This is a genomic window from Anaeromusa sp., assembly GCF_028691475.1.
Lineage (GTDB): Bacteria > Bacillota > Negativicutes > Anaeromusales > Anaeromusaceae > Anaeromusa.
This window is the reverse complement of the sequence record NZ_JAQUZF010000084.1, coordinates 1-12,352: the sequence shown is the minus strand read 5'-3', so window position 1 is coordinate 12,352 and position 12,352 is coordinate 1. Positions and strand designations below refer to the sequence as shown.

At 48.3% G+C, this 12,352-nt stretch carries 17 protein-coding genes, 1 tRNA gene and 2 pseudogenes; 16 read left to right on the top strand and 4 right to left on the bottom strand.

Going from position 1 to position 12,352, the window contains the following annotated elements; genetic code table 11:
- Window positions 1–235, bottom strand: a pseudogene (locus PHF27_RS10665) (IS5/IS1182 family transposase); the annotation flags it as partial.
- 228 nt (window positions 236–463) lie between these two features.
- Between PHF27_RS10665 and PHF27_RS10660 the strand changes: the two are divergent.
- The 4 genes from PHF27_RS10660 (at window position 464) to PHF27_RS10645 (ending at window position 2,412) form a co-directional block, all read left to right on the top strand.
- The gene (locus PHF27_RS10660) at window positions 464–871 is read left to right on the top strand and encodes a type II toxin-antitoxin system HicB family antitoxin (RefSeq protein WP_300069644.1); all 408 of its coding nucleotides are present in this window, start codon (window positions 464–466) and stop codon (window positions 869–871) included.
- A 127-nt stretch (window positions 872–998) separates the two neighbouring features.
- On the top strand, window positions 999–1,472 hold the full coding sequence (locus tag PHF27_RS10655; RefSeq protein ID WP_300069640.1) for a DUF134 domain-containing protein: 474 nt from the start codon (window positions 999–1,001) through the stop codon (window positions 1,470–1,472).
- A gap of 58 nt (window positions 1,473–1,530) precedes the next feature.
- Window positions 1,531–1,606 (top strand) — tRNA-Arg (locus tag PHF27_RS10650).
- A 161-nt stretch (window positions 1,607–1,767) separates the two neighbouring features.
- Window positions 1,768–2,412, top strand: a complete 645-nt coding sequence (locus tag PHF27_RS10645) for a hypothetical protein (RefSeq protein ID WP_300069637.1) — start codon at window positions 1,768–1,770, stop codon at window positions 2,410–2,412.
- Between the two features lie 912 nt (window positions 2,413–3,324).
- Here the strand turns inward: PHF27_RS10645 and PHF27_RS10640 are convergent.
- Window positions 3,325–3,546, bottom strand: coding sequence for a helix-turn-helix transcriptional regulator (locus tag PHF27_RS10640; protein WP_300069634.1), 222 nt, complete (start codon window positions 3,544–3,546; stop codon window positions 3,325–3,327).
- A 94-nt stretch (window positions 3,547–3,640) separates the two neighbouring features.
- On the opposite strand from PHF27_RS10640, the gene PHF27_RS10635 reads away from it, so the two are divergent.
- The 11 genes from PHF27_RS10635 to PHF27_RS10585 all read left to right on the top strand — a co-directional run bounded on the left by PHF27_RS10635 (window position 3,641) and on the right by PHF27_RS10585 (window position 9,100).
- Window positions 3,641–3,844, top strand: a complete 204-nt coding sequence (locus PHF27_RS10635) for a helix-turn-helix transcriptional regulator (protein ID WP_300069631.1) — start codon at window positions 3,641–3,643, stop codon at window positions 3,842–3,844.
- Window positions 3,837–4,040 (top strand): helix-turn-helix transcriptional regulator, encoded by a 204-nt coding sequence (locus PHF27_RS10630; RefSeq protein ID WP_300069628.1) that lies wholly within the window; start codon window positions 3,837–3,839, stop codon window positions 4,038–4,040. The genes PHF27_RS10635 and PHF27_RS10630 overlap by 8 nt, the downstream gene beginning before the upstream one ends.
- A gap of 67 nt (window positions 4,041–4,107) precedes the next feature.
- Window positions 4,108–4,317: a helix-turn-helix domain-containing protein gene (locus PHF27_RS10625; RefSeq protein ID WP_300069625.1), complete on the top strand. Its 210-nt coding sequence runs from the start codon at window positions 4,108–4,110 to the stop codon at window positions 4,315–4,317.
- Between the two features lie 55 nt (window positions 4,318–4,372).
- Window positions 4,373–4,585: a hypothetical protein gene (locus PHF27_RS10620; protein WP_300069623.1), complete on the top strand. Its 213-nt coding sequence runs from the start codon at window positions 4,373–4,375 to the stop codon at window positions 4,583–4,585.
- Between the two features lie 49 nt (window positions 4,586–4,634).
- Window positions 4,635–5,231, top strand: a complete 597-nt coding sequence (locus tag PHF27_RS10615; RefSeq protein WP_300069620.1) for a CHC2 zinc finger domain-containing protein — start codon at window positions 4,635–4,637, stop codon at window positions 5,229–5,231.
- On the top strand, window positions 5,228–6,841 hold the full coding sequence (locus PHF27_RS10610) for a YfjI family protein (protein WP_300069617.1): 1,614 nt from the start codon (window positions 5,228–5,230) through the stop codon (window positions 6,839–6,841). Before PHF27_RS10615 ends, PHF27_RS10610 begins: the two co-directional genes overlap by 4 nt.
- A 103-nt stretch (window positions 6,842–6,944) precedes the next feature.
- Window positions 6,945–7,328, top strand: coding sequence for a hypothetical protein (locus PHF27_RS10605; RefSeq protein ID WP_300069614.1), 384 nt, complete (start codon window positions 6,945–6,947; stop codon window positions 7,326–7,328).
- A 50-nt stretch (window positions 7,329–7,378) separates the two neighbouring features.
- Entirely contained in the window at window positions 7,379–7,681 is a 303-nt protein-coding gene (locus PHF27_RS10600; RefSeq protein WP_300069611.1) for a hypothetical protein, read from the top strand.
- A 30-nt stretch (window positions 7,682–7,711) separates the two neighbouring features.
- The gene (locus tag PHF27_RS10595; RefSeq protein WP_300069608.1) at window positions 7,712–8,137 is read left to right on the top strand and encodes a hypothetical protein; all 426 of its coding nucleotides are present in this window, start codon (window positions 7,712–7,714) and stop codon (window positions 8,135–8,137) included.
- A gap of 84 nt (window positions 8,138–8,221) precedes the next feature.
- Window positions 8,222–8,401 (top strand): hypothetical protein, encoded by a 180-nt coding sequence (locus PHF27_RS10590; RefSeq protein WP_300069605.1) that lies wholly within the window; start codon window positions 8,222–8,224, stop codon window positions 8,399–8,401.
- Window positions 8,402–8,458: 57 nt separating this feature from the next.
- A complete protein-coding gene (locus PHF27_RS10585) occupies window positions 8,459–9,100 on the top strand; it encodes a hypothetical protein (protein WP_300069602.1) in 642 nt (213 codons plus the stop codon).
- A gap of 527 nt (window positions 9,101–9,627) precedes the next feature.
- Here the strand turns inward: PHF27_RS10585 and PHF27_RS10580 are convergent.
- Complete coding sequence (locus PHF27_RS10580) at window positions 9,628–9,921, bottom strand: hypothetical protein (protein WP_300069599.1); 294 nt, start codon at window positions 9,919–9,921, stop codon at window positions 9,628–9,630.
- Between the two features lie 501 nt (window positions 9,922–10,422).
- Here PHF27_RS10580 and PHF27_RS10575 point away from each other — a divergent pair.
- Complete coding sequence (locus PHF27_RS10575; protein ID WP_300069597.1) at window positions 10,423–11,730, top strand: site-specific integrase; 1,308 nt, start codon at window positions 10,423–10,425, stop codon at window positions 11,728–11,730.
- Between the two features lie 218 nt (window positions 11,731–11,948).
- Here the strand turns inward: PHF27_RS10575 and PHF27_RS10570 are convergent.
- Window positions 11,949–12,352, bottom strand: a pseudogene (locus tag PHF27_RS10570) (FAD-dependent oxidoreductase); the annotation flags it as partial.

The following is a 12,352-nucleotide window of genomic DNA, read 5'->3' as shown; positions in this document are numbered from 1 at the left end:
TTCGCAAGCGCTCAACTAATTTTACGATGGTAGGAATGCCGCAAAGACGTTGCGCAATCAGCGCACATAACATAGCTTCGGCAGAATAGCCCTTGGGACCGCTTTTTCCAGCTGGACGATCCAGCTTCGATAAAACGGGGGTGACATCAATATTGGACAGAACTTGAAACAAGCGAGTGGATTCATCATATTGCATCAATGTTTCAAAGGAAAACAACAAGGTTTGTCGAATCATAATAGTGACTTCACCGCCCTTTGCGTAAGGTTAGGTTAGCACTTACTGATTCGCATTTGTGGGGGTGAAGTCCTTTTTATTGCCTAAAAACCCTTTGGCTTTTCTAGGGTTCTAGAATATGAAAATCACTCATGTATCTAAATCCTATATTTAACGACTCGAAATTATAAAAGTGGCAAGCACTGGCAATAACTTCGAAAAATAGTTGTACTAGAAGGAGGCTATTTCATGGAACGCGATGTATATGTATATCCCGCCGTTTTTGAAAAAGACGCCAGCGGCCATTATGGCGTGTTCTTCCCGGATCTTCCCGGCTGCGTTGCTGTCGGCCACAACCTGCAAGAAGCTCATAAACTGGCTAAAGAAGCTTTAGGCTCGCACCTGTTCAGTATGTCAGAAGACAACGATGAAATTCCCGAAGCTTCCGCCGTGGATGCAATCCAAGAAGAAAATCCCGGCGAAATTATCGGCTTAGTCGAAATTTCCTTGCTAGCCGTCCAGGCCAAGCTAGATACTCGCTCCGTAAAGAAAACGCTTACCGTCCCGTATTATCTGAACAAACTGGCCGAGAAAAAGAAAATTAACTTTTCTCGGGTTTTACAAGAAGCGCTCAAGCAGCGTCTAGGGCTTCTCTAGCCCACAAAAGTCCGTACGGAAACTGTAGTTTCCGCACGGACTTTTGCTTATCCATTTTTTGATTGCCAAAGCTTGCGTAGAAGCTTATAATAGAAATCAAATGAGCATATGCTCAAAAGGAGGTCCTATGGCGCGTCAACGATGTTGCGGCTTGGTAGAAGAAGAGCCTCTTTGCCGACGCTTTCGGGCGGAAGGCGGCGAGGAAACGGTTGTACTAGGAGTGGATGAATTAGAAGCCATCCGTCTGAAAGACGCCGTTGGTTTAGATCAGGAAGCCTGCGCCAGCCAGATGGGGCTCTCTAGGCCAACGTTTCAACGCCTGTTGACACAGGCGCGCCGAAAGGTAGCCGAAGCGCTGGCTGGAGGAAAACATATGCATGTAGAAGGAGGAGTATATCAAATGAAAAATCGACAATTCGAATGCAAAGCTTGTGGTCATGTTTGGGAAGAACCGCCATGCACAGAGGGCGGCAAGCACGGGTATGAACTGCCTTGCCCGCAATGCGGCAGTATGGAAAAATTCAAGCTTCAAGAGGGCGCTCGTCACGCTTGCGGCGGACATGGCTCGCATGGCGGCGGTTGCGGCTGCGGCGGCCACTAAGACGCCGTTTATTTGACACTAGCAATGGCGTAATGATACAATACGTAGCGTAGTGTTGGCTTCCGTAGCTCAGGGGATAGAGCAGCGGTTTCCTAAACCGTTGGTCGGACGTTCGAATCGTCTCGGGAGCACCAGTAAAATAAGGGTCTTGGGCTTTGGCTCAAGGCTCTTTTTGTTTTTTGGGCAACAAAATGGGCAACAAAAACTATTTAGAAAATATTTGATTGCTTTTTACAGATAGAATGGTATAGAATTATTACAGACAAACCACAAGCAACGTGAGGGGTGAATGTAAGTGCTTACACAACAAGAGCTTATTGAGAAATTAAAAGGCATGGGTGCGGCGGTTACTTCGCAAACGTTACGAACCAGAGAGAAACAATGCCTAGTTACGCCAGCCTACAGAGGGAAGTCGGGCAAGCCGGGGCGTTCTGTGTTTTACCCTGATCGGTGCTTATACGAGCACTATGCAGCAGGAAAAATGCTTAGTTCATCTAGGCTGCGCCTTACTGCAGAGCAAGTGAAAGATGCCAGAGACGAATTCATGAAATTTATTGAAAATCCAACTGCTGATTTTTTAGATAGACCGGAAGAAGAACGGTTGTACTTTCGATTAGGCGAGCATTGGTTTGCGTGGTATGTCTATTCGATGATGCAGGAAGGCAAGGGTCCCTTTGCAGCAAGAGTGCGTTTTGCTGTTGACCCTAACGATTGGGTTCATGATATTTTTTTCCACACAGTATTTATCAGTACCAATAGAAACGTAGCTTCTATGCCAGACCATATCATCGCTTTTACGGTTAAGGATATCGCGTTTATCAAAGAAGAGTTTTTGTCTAATGGTTCTTTAAGAACGCTGCTAGGCGCTGAAAGCTTTGATTTTCCACAAACTGAACTTGTGCTTATTGACGCAGGGGATGAAGAGAACGAGGCGGAGTAGCCCTAAAGCCTGTCTATTCAGGCTTTCTCTTTAAGAGGAAAAACAAAACGTAAGCAAGGTGCAAGTTTGATTTAAATATACTAAGAATTAAGATGAGCTTGTAGAAAACAGCACTCAAATAGCCCCTGATTGGTGTAAAAATAGGTCATTTTTTACACCGTAAACCATGGTATCCTACAAGCAGAACAAAGCGACGCGAAAATATGTTGACATTTTAACGAATCAGAGGTATTTTAGTTTATCCTAATTTTTCAGAAAGGAGGCGATGCTATGAGTGAGCACGGAATGATAATTAAAAAGGACGCTAATGGTAACACAACTAAGAGGATAAGGGTCAGAAACAGAAGCCCACGTCCTACTCCACCAAAACCGTCTGAAAAGAAAACAGCATAATGAAGAGTCGGATGTGTGAGGTTCATTTCCTGCCGGCGCTGTGATGCCTAGCCTTTAGGGTGTATTCCCTGGGGGTGGGTGCAGCGTTTGGCAGGTTTTTTTATTTAGAGAAAATGCCTAGGTACCTACCTGACAAAACTGACAAAACCCAAAATAAAATCCTGTATATGCGCTGGTACCATACCGACAAAACTGACAAAACCATTTTCTCCCAAAAGAAAAAGCCCTGCTTTAGCAAGGCGGATTACTCTCAGTATTTCTTTTTAGGGGCGTGACTTTATCGACTTTACGACTTTATCAATGTTTTTAAGGCTTTGAACCGTCAAAGAGGCCGCGACTTTATGCGACTTTATCAAAAAAAAAGCCTCACTCCTGCCCTGTTGCCGGGAGTGTCTTTGGGCGGGAGCACTGGGGCGCGTCTCTACAGAAGAAACAAAACTGACGGCAGCGGCGGTCCTGGGCGGCTGATCGGCGGCCATGGAAGGAAAAAAGGGGGAAATATGTACGCCAAGTATGTACTTAGGGCAGTTTGTGGGAATTGGGGTTGTCGCTGCGGCCCGTGAGGTAGTCGAGGGAAACGTCAAAGAAGTCTGCTAGGGCTATGAGGATTGGCAAGGTAGGCTGATGCTTGCCGTATTCGTAGGATTGATAGCTTCTCTCCGTAGCTTCAATGGCAGAGGCTACTTGCTTTTGGGTGATGCCTTTAATTTTACGTATTTCTTTTAAGCGTTGTGAAAACATGAAAAAACCTCCTAACAGATTGACACGAAAAAAGTTACGTGCTAACGCAAGAATAGAACACGAAAAAAGTTACGTTAAAAAGGGAGGGCAATACATGAACAATTTGAAGCAGGCACGAGCCAATGCAGGCCTAACACAAGTGCAGGTAGCGGCTGCTGCCGGAATATCAACAAGATATTACCAAAACCTAGAGGCTGGCGAATCGGCGCCAACGGTGGCTATTGCCTTGAAGATTGCCAAAGCGTTGGGAACCACGGTCGAACAAATCTTTGGAGAAGGGAGCGAAGCGAGTGAGTGAGCTACTGAAGGAGGCCAGACTAAAGGCCGGCTTGACGCAAGCGCAGGTAGCCAACCTGGTAGGCGTGACGGAGCGTAGTTACCAGTACCATGAGGCAGGTAGACGAACGCCAAACGTATATACAGGGCAGCGAATTGCAGAGGTTTTAGGGGTGGATGTGAAAGTCCTCTTCCCTACCAAAGCATACCACGGATAAATAAAAACAGATAGAACCTATTTAATAGGATAGAAAATATTAGAAAGTAGAAAGCGAGGCGCAGAAAATGGCGTTGGAAAAGAAACTTTATGACTTGAAGGAAGTACGGCAGATCATTCCCGGAATTAGCCAGGCTAGCCTATACAATGCTTGCAAGCGTGGGGAAATTCCTAGCGTTCGGATTGGTGGAAGAATTTTCATTCCTGCCTGGTGGGTGGAAAAGGTTACTCATGAGCCGAACGAAAGCGAGCAGCAGAATTATACTGCGAAGTTCTAAAACCCGCCCAAAACGAAGCTGAGGAAGTTTGGAGGGCATTAAAGGAGGCGTGGAGATGCTTACAGAGGCATACTTGCAAGGGTTTAGATTCTCGTTTGTGACGGTTGATTATGTGGTCTATACGAACGCGCAAGGGCATTATGCTTGCATAGTCTTTAGGCATGGCAACGACGGCTGCGGGCATATCAACGGAGCCAACGAACGGCCTATGGAGCTGACTGCAGAGCAAGCCCGGATGATTGCAAGAGCAGCCTATGAAAGGCAATAAAAAATCCCCTGCCAGGCTACGGCAAGGGAAAGAAATGGGGTGAAAATATTTGCTTCATGCTCATTATACAGCAGGTAGTGCGGTACAAGCAATAAAGGGCCTTTATAGCCTGCAGGAGGCTTTACAGGAAGCTGGCGTAAAGGTTGGGCGGAATAAAAAGGCGTTGTGCTTATGGCATAGCGACCGCTCCCCTTCTATGCACGTATATAGGGAGAAGGTGCATTGCTTTGCCTGTGGGCGGGGTGGCGATGCTATCGACGTATTCGCGGCCGCCAACGGTATGGAAACAAAGGATGCCGTACGGGCGCTGGCGGCAAGATTTGGCTTTCAAAGTGGTGTCCCGCCCGGGATGCAAGCAAGGATAGATAGGCAGCGGCGGCGGGCGCAGAATGAACGCAAGGAAGCACAAAACATAGAGAGCGCCTATTGGGCTTTGTGTTGCCTACTGCATCGGCTTGAAGAGTCCATGAGCGAAACCCTGCCGGATCCGGAAGCAATGGAAAACGATGCAGCCCGGGATGCGGCGGCACAGATAGCTAGGTTGCTAACGGAGGTCGGAGCGGTGCTTGATGGTTTGGCCAGCGAAAAGCGTGAAGTGCAGAGGCAGGCGCTTTATATAGCAAGAGAAAGGGGGCTACTAACATGAAGGCGGCAGCAGATGTATTCGAGATATTCCAGAACCGGGAAAAGCGAAAGGCAGAACAGGAGGCTGCTATGTTGGATGAATGGCCGGAACCAGGAGAAATAAAAGAAAGTGCATTGCTTCCAGTAGCGCAAATAACGCCCGAAATGCTGCCCAAGGCGTTCAAAGACTGGCTTTTTGATGTGGCCTATAGGATGCAGTGCCCGCTAGAGTTCGTAGCTGTAGGGGCAGTCGTGGCGGCGTCGGCAGTGATTGGCGCAGGGTGCGGCATACGCCCTAAACGCCGGGATAACTGGACAATAACTCCCAACCTTTGGGGGGCCATTGTGGCAAGGCCTTCACAGAAGAAAACGCCAAGCTTAAAAGAATCGCTCCTGCCGCTGGAAGCTTTAGAAGAAGCTGCAGTGGAGCAAAACGAGAGTGACGCGCGATACTATGAGGCCAAGAAAGAAAGCTTTAAGGCGGCAAAGGATGCGGTAAAAAAAGATATGGCCAAGGCGGCAGGCTCTCAAGGGAAAAACAAAAGCCACCCTGGCAAAAGCATGAACGAGCTTGAAGAAGAATATGCAAACATGATTGAACCGGAAGAGCCAGGTTTTAAGCGATTTATTGCCAAAGATGCCAGTATAGAAAAATTAGGCGAAATGCTGCGGGATAATCCGCGGGGGCTATTGGTGTTTCGTGATGAGCTAGTTGGTTTGCTGGCGTCATGGGACAGAGAAGATCGGCAGCAAGATCGGGCCTTCTATCTCGAGGCATGGAACGGGAATCAAAAGTTCATAACAGACAGAATCGGGCGCGGGACGGTGTTAATCAAAAACACCTGCCTATCTGTTTTGGGTGGCATTCAACCCGGAAAGCTGCAAACGTACTTACTCCAATGCGCAAATAGCTTGAAAAATGACGGTATGCTGCAGCGCATTCAATTATTGGTATATCCCGACGAGCCAGAAAAAGAACAAATCGTAGATGAATACCCGAATGGCGAGGCTCTCAAGAGAGCCTATGCAATCTTTGAAAAACTGGCAACCATGGACTTTCTAAAGGCGGGGGCAGTGTCAGAAATTAGCGAGGAAGAAAAAGAAAAAATCTTTTTTCGCTTTACTGATGAAGCACAAGAAGTATTTTTCGAGTGGTATTTGGACAATCAAAAAAAAGCCAAAGAAGAAGAGTACCCGCCCATGTGCGAACACTTGTCAAAATACCCTAGCCTGGTACCGTCGCTGGCGTTGGTGTTTCACTTGATAGAGGTCGCTGGCGGCGCTGCGCCTGGTCCAGTGAGCGAGGCGGCAACCGTGCTTGCTTGTACTTGGGCAGACGTCCTGGAAAGCCATGCACGGCGGGTGTATGGCATGTCTTCGGATACCAAACAAGCATCGGCGTCGGCGTTGGCCAAGAAAATAAAGGCAGGTGAACTGGGTAGTAAGTTTACCGTGCGAGATTTGTACAGAAAGGGTTGGGCGTTGCTTGACGAGGCTGGCGCCGGGGCTGCTTGCCAAGAATTAGAGGCAGAGGGTTGGCTGCGGCGAGTGCCTTTTAATGGCCCGGGCAGGCCTAAAGAAGAATACGAAGTGAACCCTAAAATCATAAAAAAAGCGCCAGTAGGGAACTGACAAAACTGACAAAACCCCTTTTTGTCGGTTTTGTCGGTATGGTACCAGCGCGTCTACAGGATTTTTATTCGAAATGGAGGCGATTTTAATGGAGGCTGTTCCAGTGGTGAGCAAGTGGATGGCCCGCCTTTACGAAATGGAAGGCAAGGAGTTGCCAGGAGTTTTAAAAAAACCGGACAAGCCGCCGGCAATGATTGATGCAGACGCAGGCAGACAAGCTCTTATTAAGGCATACAATGGTGCATTGAAAGAGCCTGTGCTGCTGGCAGTATCGGCAGCGTACCAAACACTTTGGGGATGTGAGCGCCTTTGGGTAGTACCCGCCCAAAGGGATAAAGAAGGAAGGCACGGGCGGGACTCTCCGGCATATACCCAACAGGAGCTATTCACGGTGATCGATGCCATGTTGGCCGACCGTGACGGTGCACATGCATTGATCCAGGCATATCGAATGGCCGGGGGCCGGATCGAAGAGGCGGTGAACTGAAATCAATCGCTAGCAAGTGAAATCAAGAGATTGCAAGGGAGGACAATAATATGACGAATTACATGAAAACGGTGGCAGACGCATGGGCGGTGGTGGCCAGAGCAGAGGCCGAAGACGCTTTATGCATGGAAACGTGGTTGGCCAAACTAAAAGAACGCTGGGCGGGCTTTGCCAAACTGCGGGGGCTGACCAGCGAGCAGCAAGAAGAAGTCATGACCATGTGGTGTCAGAATACGTTTGTTGGGCAGCAGGATGGAGAGTTGGGACGGTATGTGCTCGCTAGGTACATATTGGGCGACGCCGGGCAGTTGCAAGCTGGCGTTATGCGAGCCAGCGAGGACAAGGCGGGATAATAAGGCGCCGCTGTGGGGACAGGAGGAAATATGACAGCGATAGAGGCGGAAGAATTGCTGAGGAATATGCCAAGGCTATATGCAGCAAGAATGATGCGGTATTCTTTCCTCCGGGCTACACGTCCAGGACTTGGGATCCAAACAGGACGAGGCGGCGATAGCACAGCAGCGTTGGCGGTTCGGATGAGCGATGACCGTTTTTGGGCTCGTATAAGACTTGCTAGGTACTGGATTGATAAAGAACTACCCGCAGAAGGCCGCAGTCTTCTTCTGTGGGCATGGCGCGGCCTATCTGATACAGAGGTTGCCAGAAAGGAAAGGTTGACGCTGTGGAGCATAAGGCAGACGTGGGATGCGATGGGGCGGGAATTGAGTCGTTATGCTGGGACTGTATGCGGGCTGGGTGGTTTATCTTGTGCGCTATGCCGCAGAGGGTGCCGGCTGGGGCGACGGTGAGTGAGGTCATAGATAATGGCAAGACGTTCAAAATAATAGTCTCCTGCCCGTACTATTGGGCAGAAAAAGAAAGGAAGTTGGACAATGAAAAACGTGGAAATGCAGGTAACTGGGGATATTCTTACCATCAAGGTGGACCTTTCCCAACGGTTCGGCAAGAGCGGCAGCGGCAAGAATGAGATTGTTGCCAGCACAGAAGGAAATCAGTCGATTCCGGGCATGGATGAGGTCAAGGTTGGCCTAAACGTATACACAAAAGGATAAATGGACGCAGTAAAAAGGAGCAGGTTTTCCTGCTCCTTTCTATAAGGGGGCTAGATAATGTTTGAGCTTATACCAGGTGGAAAGAAAGAAAAGCCAAACTATGTGGTTTTGTATTGTGACGCTATGCTTCGGACGCTGGAACGGCTAAAAGAGGCGCCGGCGGACAATCAGGCGAAACTGCGGGCCATATTCTATGGCGTGAAACTGATCGGCGTAACAGATAACCGAAACCTAACCGAAGAAGAGGCAGAAAGACGGTTTTGGATGATTAACTCAACACAGGCTATGATGAAGGCTATAACACCAATAGAGCTAATGCAGATGTTCCCAGTGAAAAAGGCGTATGACGGCCAGCGCGGGGACTGCAAGGATTATTTCTTTACCATGGATGTTCTGCGCCAGCATGGCCTAGATAAGCCACTGGGTGAGGCAGTGAATGAAATCCTATGGGACTACATGAACCAAAACATAATGGCTTTTGTGGTTGCTTCTCTTGCGGTTATGGATGAGCTGCGGCGGCATAACGGGGAAAAGAGCATGTTCCAAGAATTTATGGATGAACAAGGCGTAAAGCTGCCAACGTACAGGATGGAGAAAGACAGCAAGGGGCGGCGCTGGATGATAAACAACGAGACAGGCGAACGTAATCGGGTGAAAGTGAAGCGAGCGAAGCACCTACGGGCGGTAAGTAGTATTTGAAACTATGTCGATGAAAGGGGCGGGCATGATTATAGTAAGATATCCGCGGCACTTGGTAGCGCTCGTGAACAAGTTCTTTAAAGGTTGCACACGCACTTAGGAGTTGACGCTTGCGCCTGTCAACTCGTGCTGTTTTAGAAGACTATGCCGCCATAACCGTGGTGGCGGTTCAAGCCTGCGCATGAGTATTAGAAAACGAAGTTTTTGAGATACTCCTAAGTGCGCCCTTCTGTCCCCTATGTACACAAAAGATAGAGGGTACAACGACTACTTTGAGTACAAACAAAAGAGTAGTCATAGGGCGTCTGGCACAGACTGCTGAAAACGTAGAAGCGTGGGCAAGGGGCGCCGAATTAGGTTAAGCGAAGTTAATCTTTTTTCATAATGCGCACGGTATGGTGATCATGGCCTTTTGGCCAAGGATGTTTTACGCAAGCGCTGCACCCTATGCACCCTTATTCCTACAGGGGTGCAGTGGCAAAAAAAGAAAAACCGCCACGCTGGCGGCGGGCGGCTGTGATGGTAATTTATTTTGCAAGTTTAATAGCGGCATCATGAGAAGCTACTCGCAGGCTGATTCGGTCTAACTTGCTTTCAATTCGTTGCAGGGACGAGCAAACACGCTCATTTACATCCATTTGAACTTCGCGAGCGTCGAATAAAGCGGAAACTTTAGCGCCCATATCGTTTTCCATACGGGCAAGACCTTCTCTTGTGGCGCGGCTTTCCGCTTCTACACCTTCTAGTCTTTGTTCTGTGCGGGCTTGGCTGGCCTTTATCTCTCTTACTTCGGTTAGAAGCTGTGTAAGCAATTCTTCCATGCGGATCCATCCTTTCAACAGTAGTGTGTGCTTATAGTATATCTCCGGGAACGGTATAAGGGAAGAAAGACTTTTGTCAGTTTTGTCGGTATGGTACCGGCGCATTTGTAGAGTTTTTTTCTGTAGAGCGACGCTACCAGCGCCGGACGAATAAGGCGAACCGTCTCCCCTACCCTGCCCTGCCAACATAGGAGGGGCGGCAGCGGCTTCCTATCGGCATAAGAAAAAGAGTTTTGTGGGTTTTGATGGTTCGTTACTTAGGGGGTTATAGATTCTACTGGCACAAAAACAAGCAAAAGTGTAAATTTACAAAACCGTTCTATCTGTTCTACATGAAGTGTTTCCGTCCAATAAGATTATATTATCGGACGGAATAATTTAAGCGTTTTCGAGAAATATTTGCTTAGTTTGTCCATGTGAAAATCCTATGTGCTTTCAAATGTGTAAAGTTTTCATATGGTTTTGAGCATGGTATTTTTGCTATACATGGGGGTGTTTGGCGTGGCTAGGAAAAGAGGACACGGAGAAGGAACCGTTTTTGAGAGGCCGGACAGACCGGGAACCTTTAGAGCTGTATTCACGTACAAGGATCCAGAGACAAGAAAAACCAGAAGAAAGAACTTTGATGATTCCAGCGCGCGAAAAGCCTTGAAGCGTGGGAAAGAGTGGGTGCAGGGGATTGAAGAAGGCCTTTTGCCTGATGCTGGGAAAGTACTTTTGAAGGATTGGCTGCGGCGCTGGCTGGATGATTACGCAAGCATGAAGGTTAGGCGGTCTACTCTTGCTAAGTATGAAACCTCGTTAATACGGTACATTGCAGGTAGTCCTTTGGGCAGCGAAGCACTGACAGAACTGCAGGGACCAGACGTACAGCGATTATTTAACAGACTGCTGAAAAGTGGCCGGCGCGATGGCAAAGGGCTATCCAGCGATACAGTAAGGAATATAAGGCGATACTTGAGCGAAGCTTTAAAACAAGCCGTAAAAGATGGGCTAATGCGGAAAAACATCATAGAGAACACAGAGCCGCCCAAAGTAAAGCGACTACCCGTAAAAGTGTTGACTTCTGAACAGATTACAGCACTAACGGCGGAAACGGAGCGGATCGGCGGAGACGAATCGCTCATTGTCCTGCTGGCGTTAGAATCCGGTATGAGGATCGGGGAAATATTCGGCCTAAAATGGGATTGTGTGGATTTCCAGGGCGGAGCGGTACATGTAAAATATTCCTTGATTACAACCAAAGGCGGCAAGCGCCTGGAAGAACCAAAAACAAAAATGTCTAAGCGGCGCATTCCACTGCGTGACGAAATGATGAAAGTGTTGGCCATGCACCAGAAGCGGCAAGAATGGAAAATGCAAGAGCTTGGGGACAAGTTTGAAAACAATGGTTTTGTATTTACGAATGTATTCGGTCGGCCTTGTGACCATAGTAATTTTACAGGGCGCTTCTTTAAAGGTCTTTTGGTGGCTGCTGGAATAGAAACGAGCTTTCGCTTTCATGACTTGCGGCACACTCATGCCAGCATACTTTTGCGGCAGGGAGTGCATCCAAAGGTAGTCCAGGAACGCTTAGGGCATAGCACTATTTCTATTACCCTAGATACGTACTCGCATTTGCTGCGGGACGTGCAGGATGAGGCCGTAACTGCGCTGGGCAGGGCATTCGGTACAGGCGCGGGAGAAGGCGAAGATGGAGCGGGCGGGCAACAAAATGGGCAACAAAACCAAATAGAAAAGCCTAAAAAGGCTATAAAAAAGAACGTGCGTTTGTTAAGGAATCCAGTAAAATCAAGGAACGCTATATAGATTTAATGCAAACGTATGTTCGATTAAGTTTTCCTAAACCGTTGGTCGGACGTTCGAATCGTCTCGGGAGCACCAGTAAAATAAGGGTCTTGGGCTTTGGCTCAAGGCTCTTTTTGTTTTTGTAGGGCAATAAGGGGCAATAGGATTAATAGATAAATTTATAAGCAAAGAGACTGTGTTAAAACAATTGTTTCAACACAGTCTCTTGCTTCATTTCTTTAAACCGACGAACTGCTTTCCGCCGTTCTACGCACCGCCGTCCCGGCATGGGGTTGAATCAGGCGAACCAAGCGGGTTGCAAACCAGTAATCCAAGCCCCAGTTAAAAAATACCGCCAGCCGATTGCGGGTTCCTTCCAGGCGCAGCAAGTGAACCAGCAGCCAAAACACCCAGGTCAAAAAGCCTTTGCTTTGCAGCGGTCCGATTTTCGCGACGGCAAAATGACGGCCAACTGTGGCCATAGCGCCTTTATCTTGATACGAAAACGTCTGTAACGGTTCCTTGCGAAGCAAGCGCAAAATATTCCCGACAGCTAATCTAGCCTGCTGCACGGCTACCGGCGCAACCATGGGCAGCAAAACTCCCTCTTGTTGCAGCCCGGCGGCATCGCCTATGCAAAAGA

Bases quoted from the DNA above. Each gene is read 5' to 3' on its own strand.
- PHF27_RS10660 (WP_300069644.1), top strand. From the start codon at position 464: ATGGAACGCGATGTATATGTATATCCCGCCGTTTTTGAAAAAGACGCC.
- PHF27_RS10655 (WP_300069640.1), top strand. From the start codon at position 999: ATGGCGCGTCAACGATGTTGCGGCTTGGTAGAAGAAGAGCCTCTTTGC.
- PHF27_RS10640 (WP_300069634.1), bottom strand. From the start codon at position 3,546: ATGTTTTCACAACGCTTAAAAGAAATACGTAAAATTAAAGGCATCACC.
- PHF27_RS10635 (WP_300069631.1), top strand. From the start codon at position 3,641: ATGAACAATTTGAAGCAGGCACGAGCCAATGCAGGCCTAACACAAGTG.
- PHF27_RS10625 (WP_300069625.1), top strand. From the start codon at position 4,108: ATGGCGTTGGAAAAGAAACTTTATGACTTGAAGGAAGTACGGCAGATC.
- PHF27_RS10620 (WP_300069623.1), top strand. From the start codon at position 4,373: ATGCTTACAGAGGCATACTTGCAAGGGTTTAGATTCTCGTTTGTGACG.
- PHF27_RS10610 (WP_300069617.1), top strand. From the start codon at position 5,228: ATGAAGGCGGCAGCAGATGTATTCGAGATATTCCAGAACCGGGAAAAG.
- PHF27_RS10600 (WP_300069611.1), top strand. From the start codon at position 7,379: ATGACGAATTACATGAAAACGGTGGCAGACGCATGGGCGGTGGTGGCC.
- PHF27_RS10595 (WP_300069608.1), top strand. From the start codon at position 7,712: ATGACAGCGATAGAGGCGGAAGAATTGCTGAGGAATATGCCAAGGCTA.
- PHF27_RS10590 (WP_300069605.1), top strand. From the start codon at position 8,222: ATGAAAAACGTGGAAATGCAGGTAACTGGGGATATTCTTACCATCAAG.
- PHF27_RS10585 (WP_300069602.1), top strand. From the start codon at position 8,459: ATGTTTGAGCTTATACCAGGTGGAAAGAAAGAAAAGCCAAACTATGTG.
- PHF27_RS10580 (WP_300069599.1), bottom strand. From the start codon at position 9,921: ATGGAAGAATTGCTTACACAGCTTCTAACCGAAGTAAGAGAGATAAAG.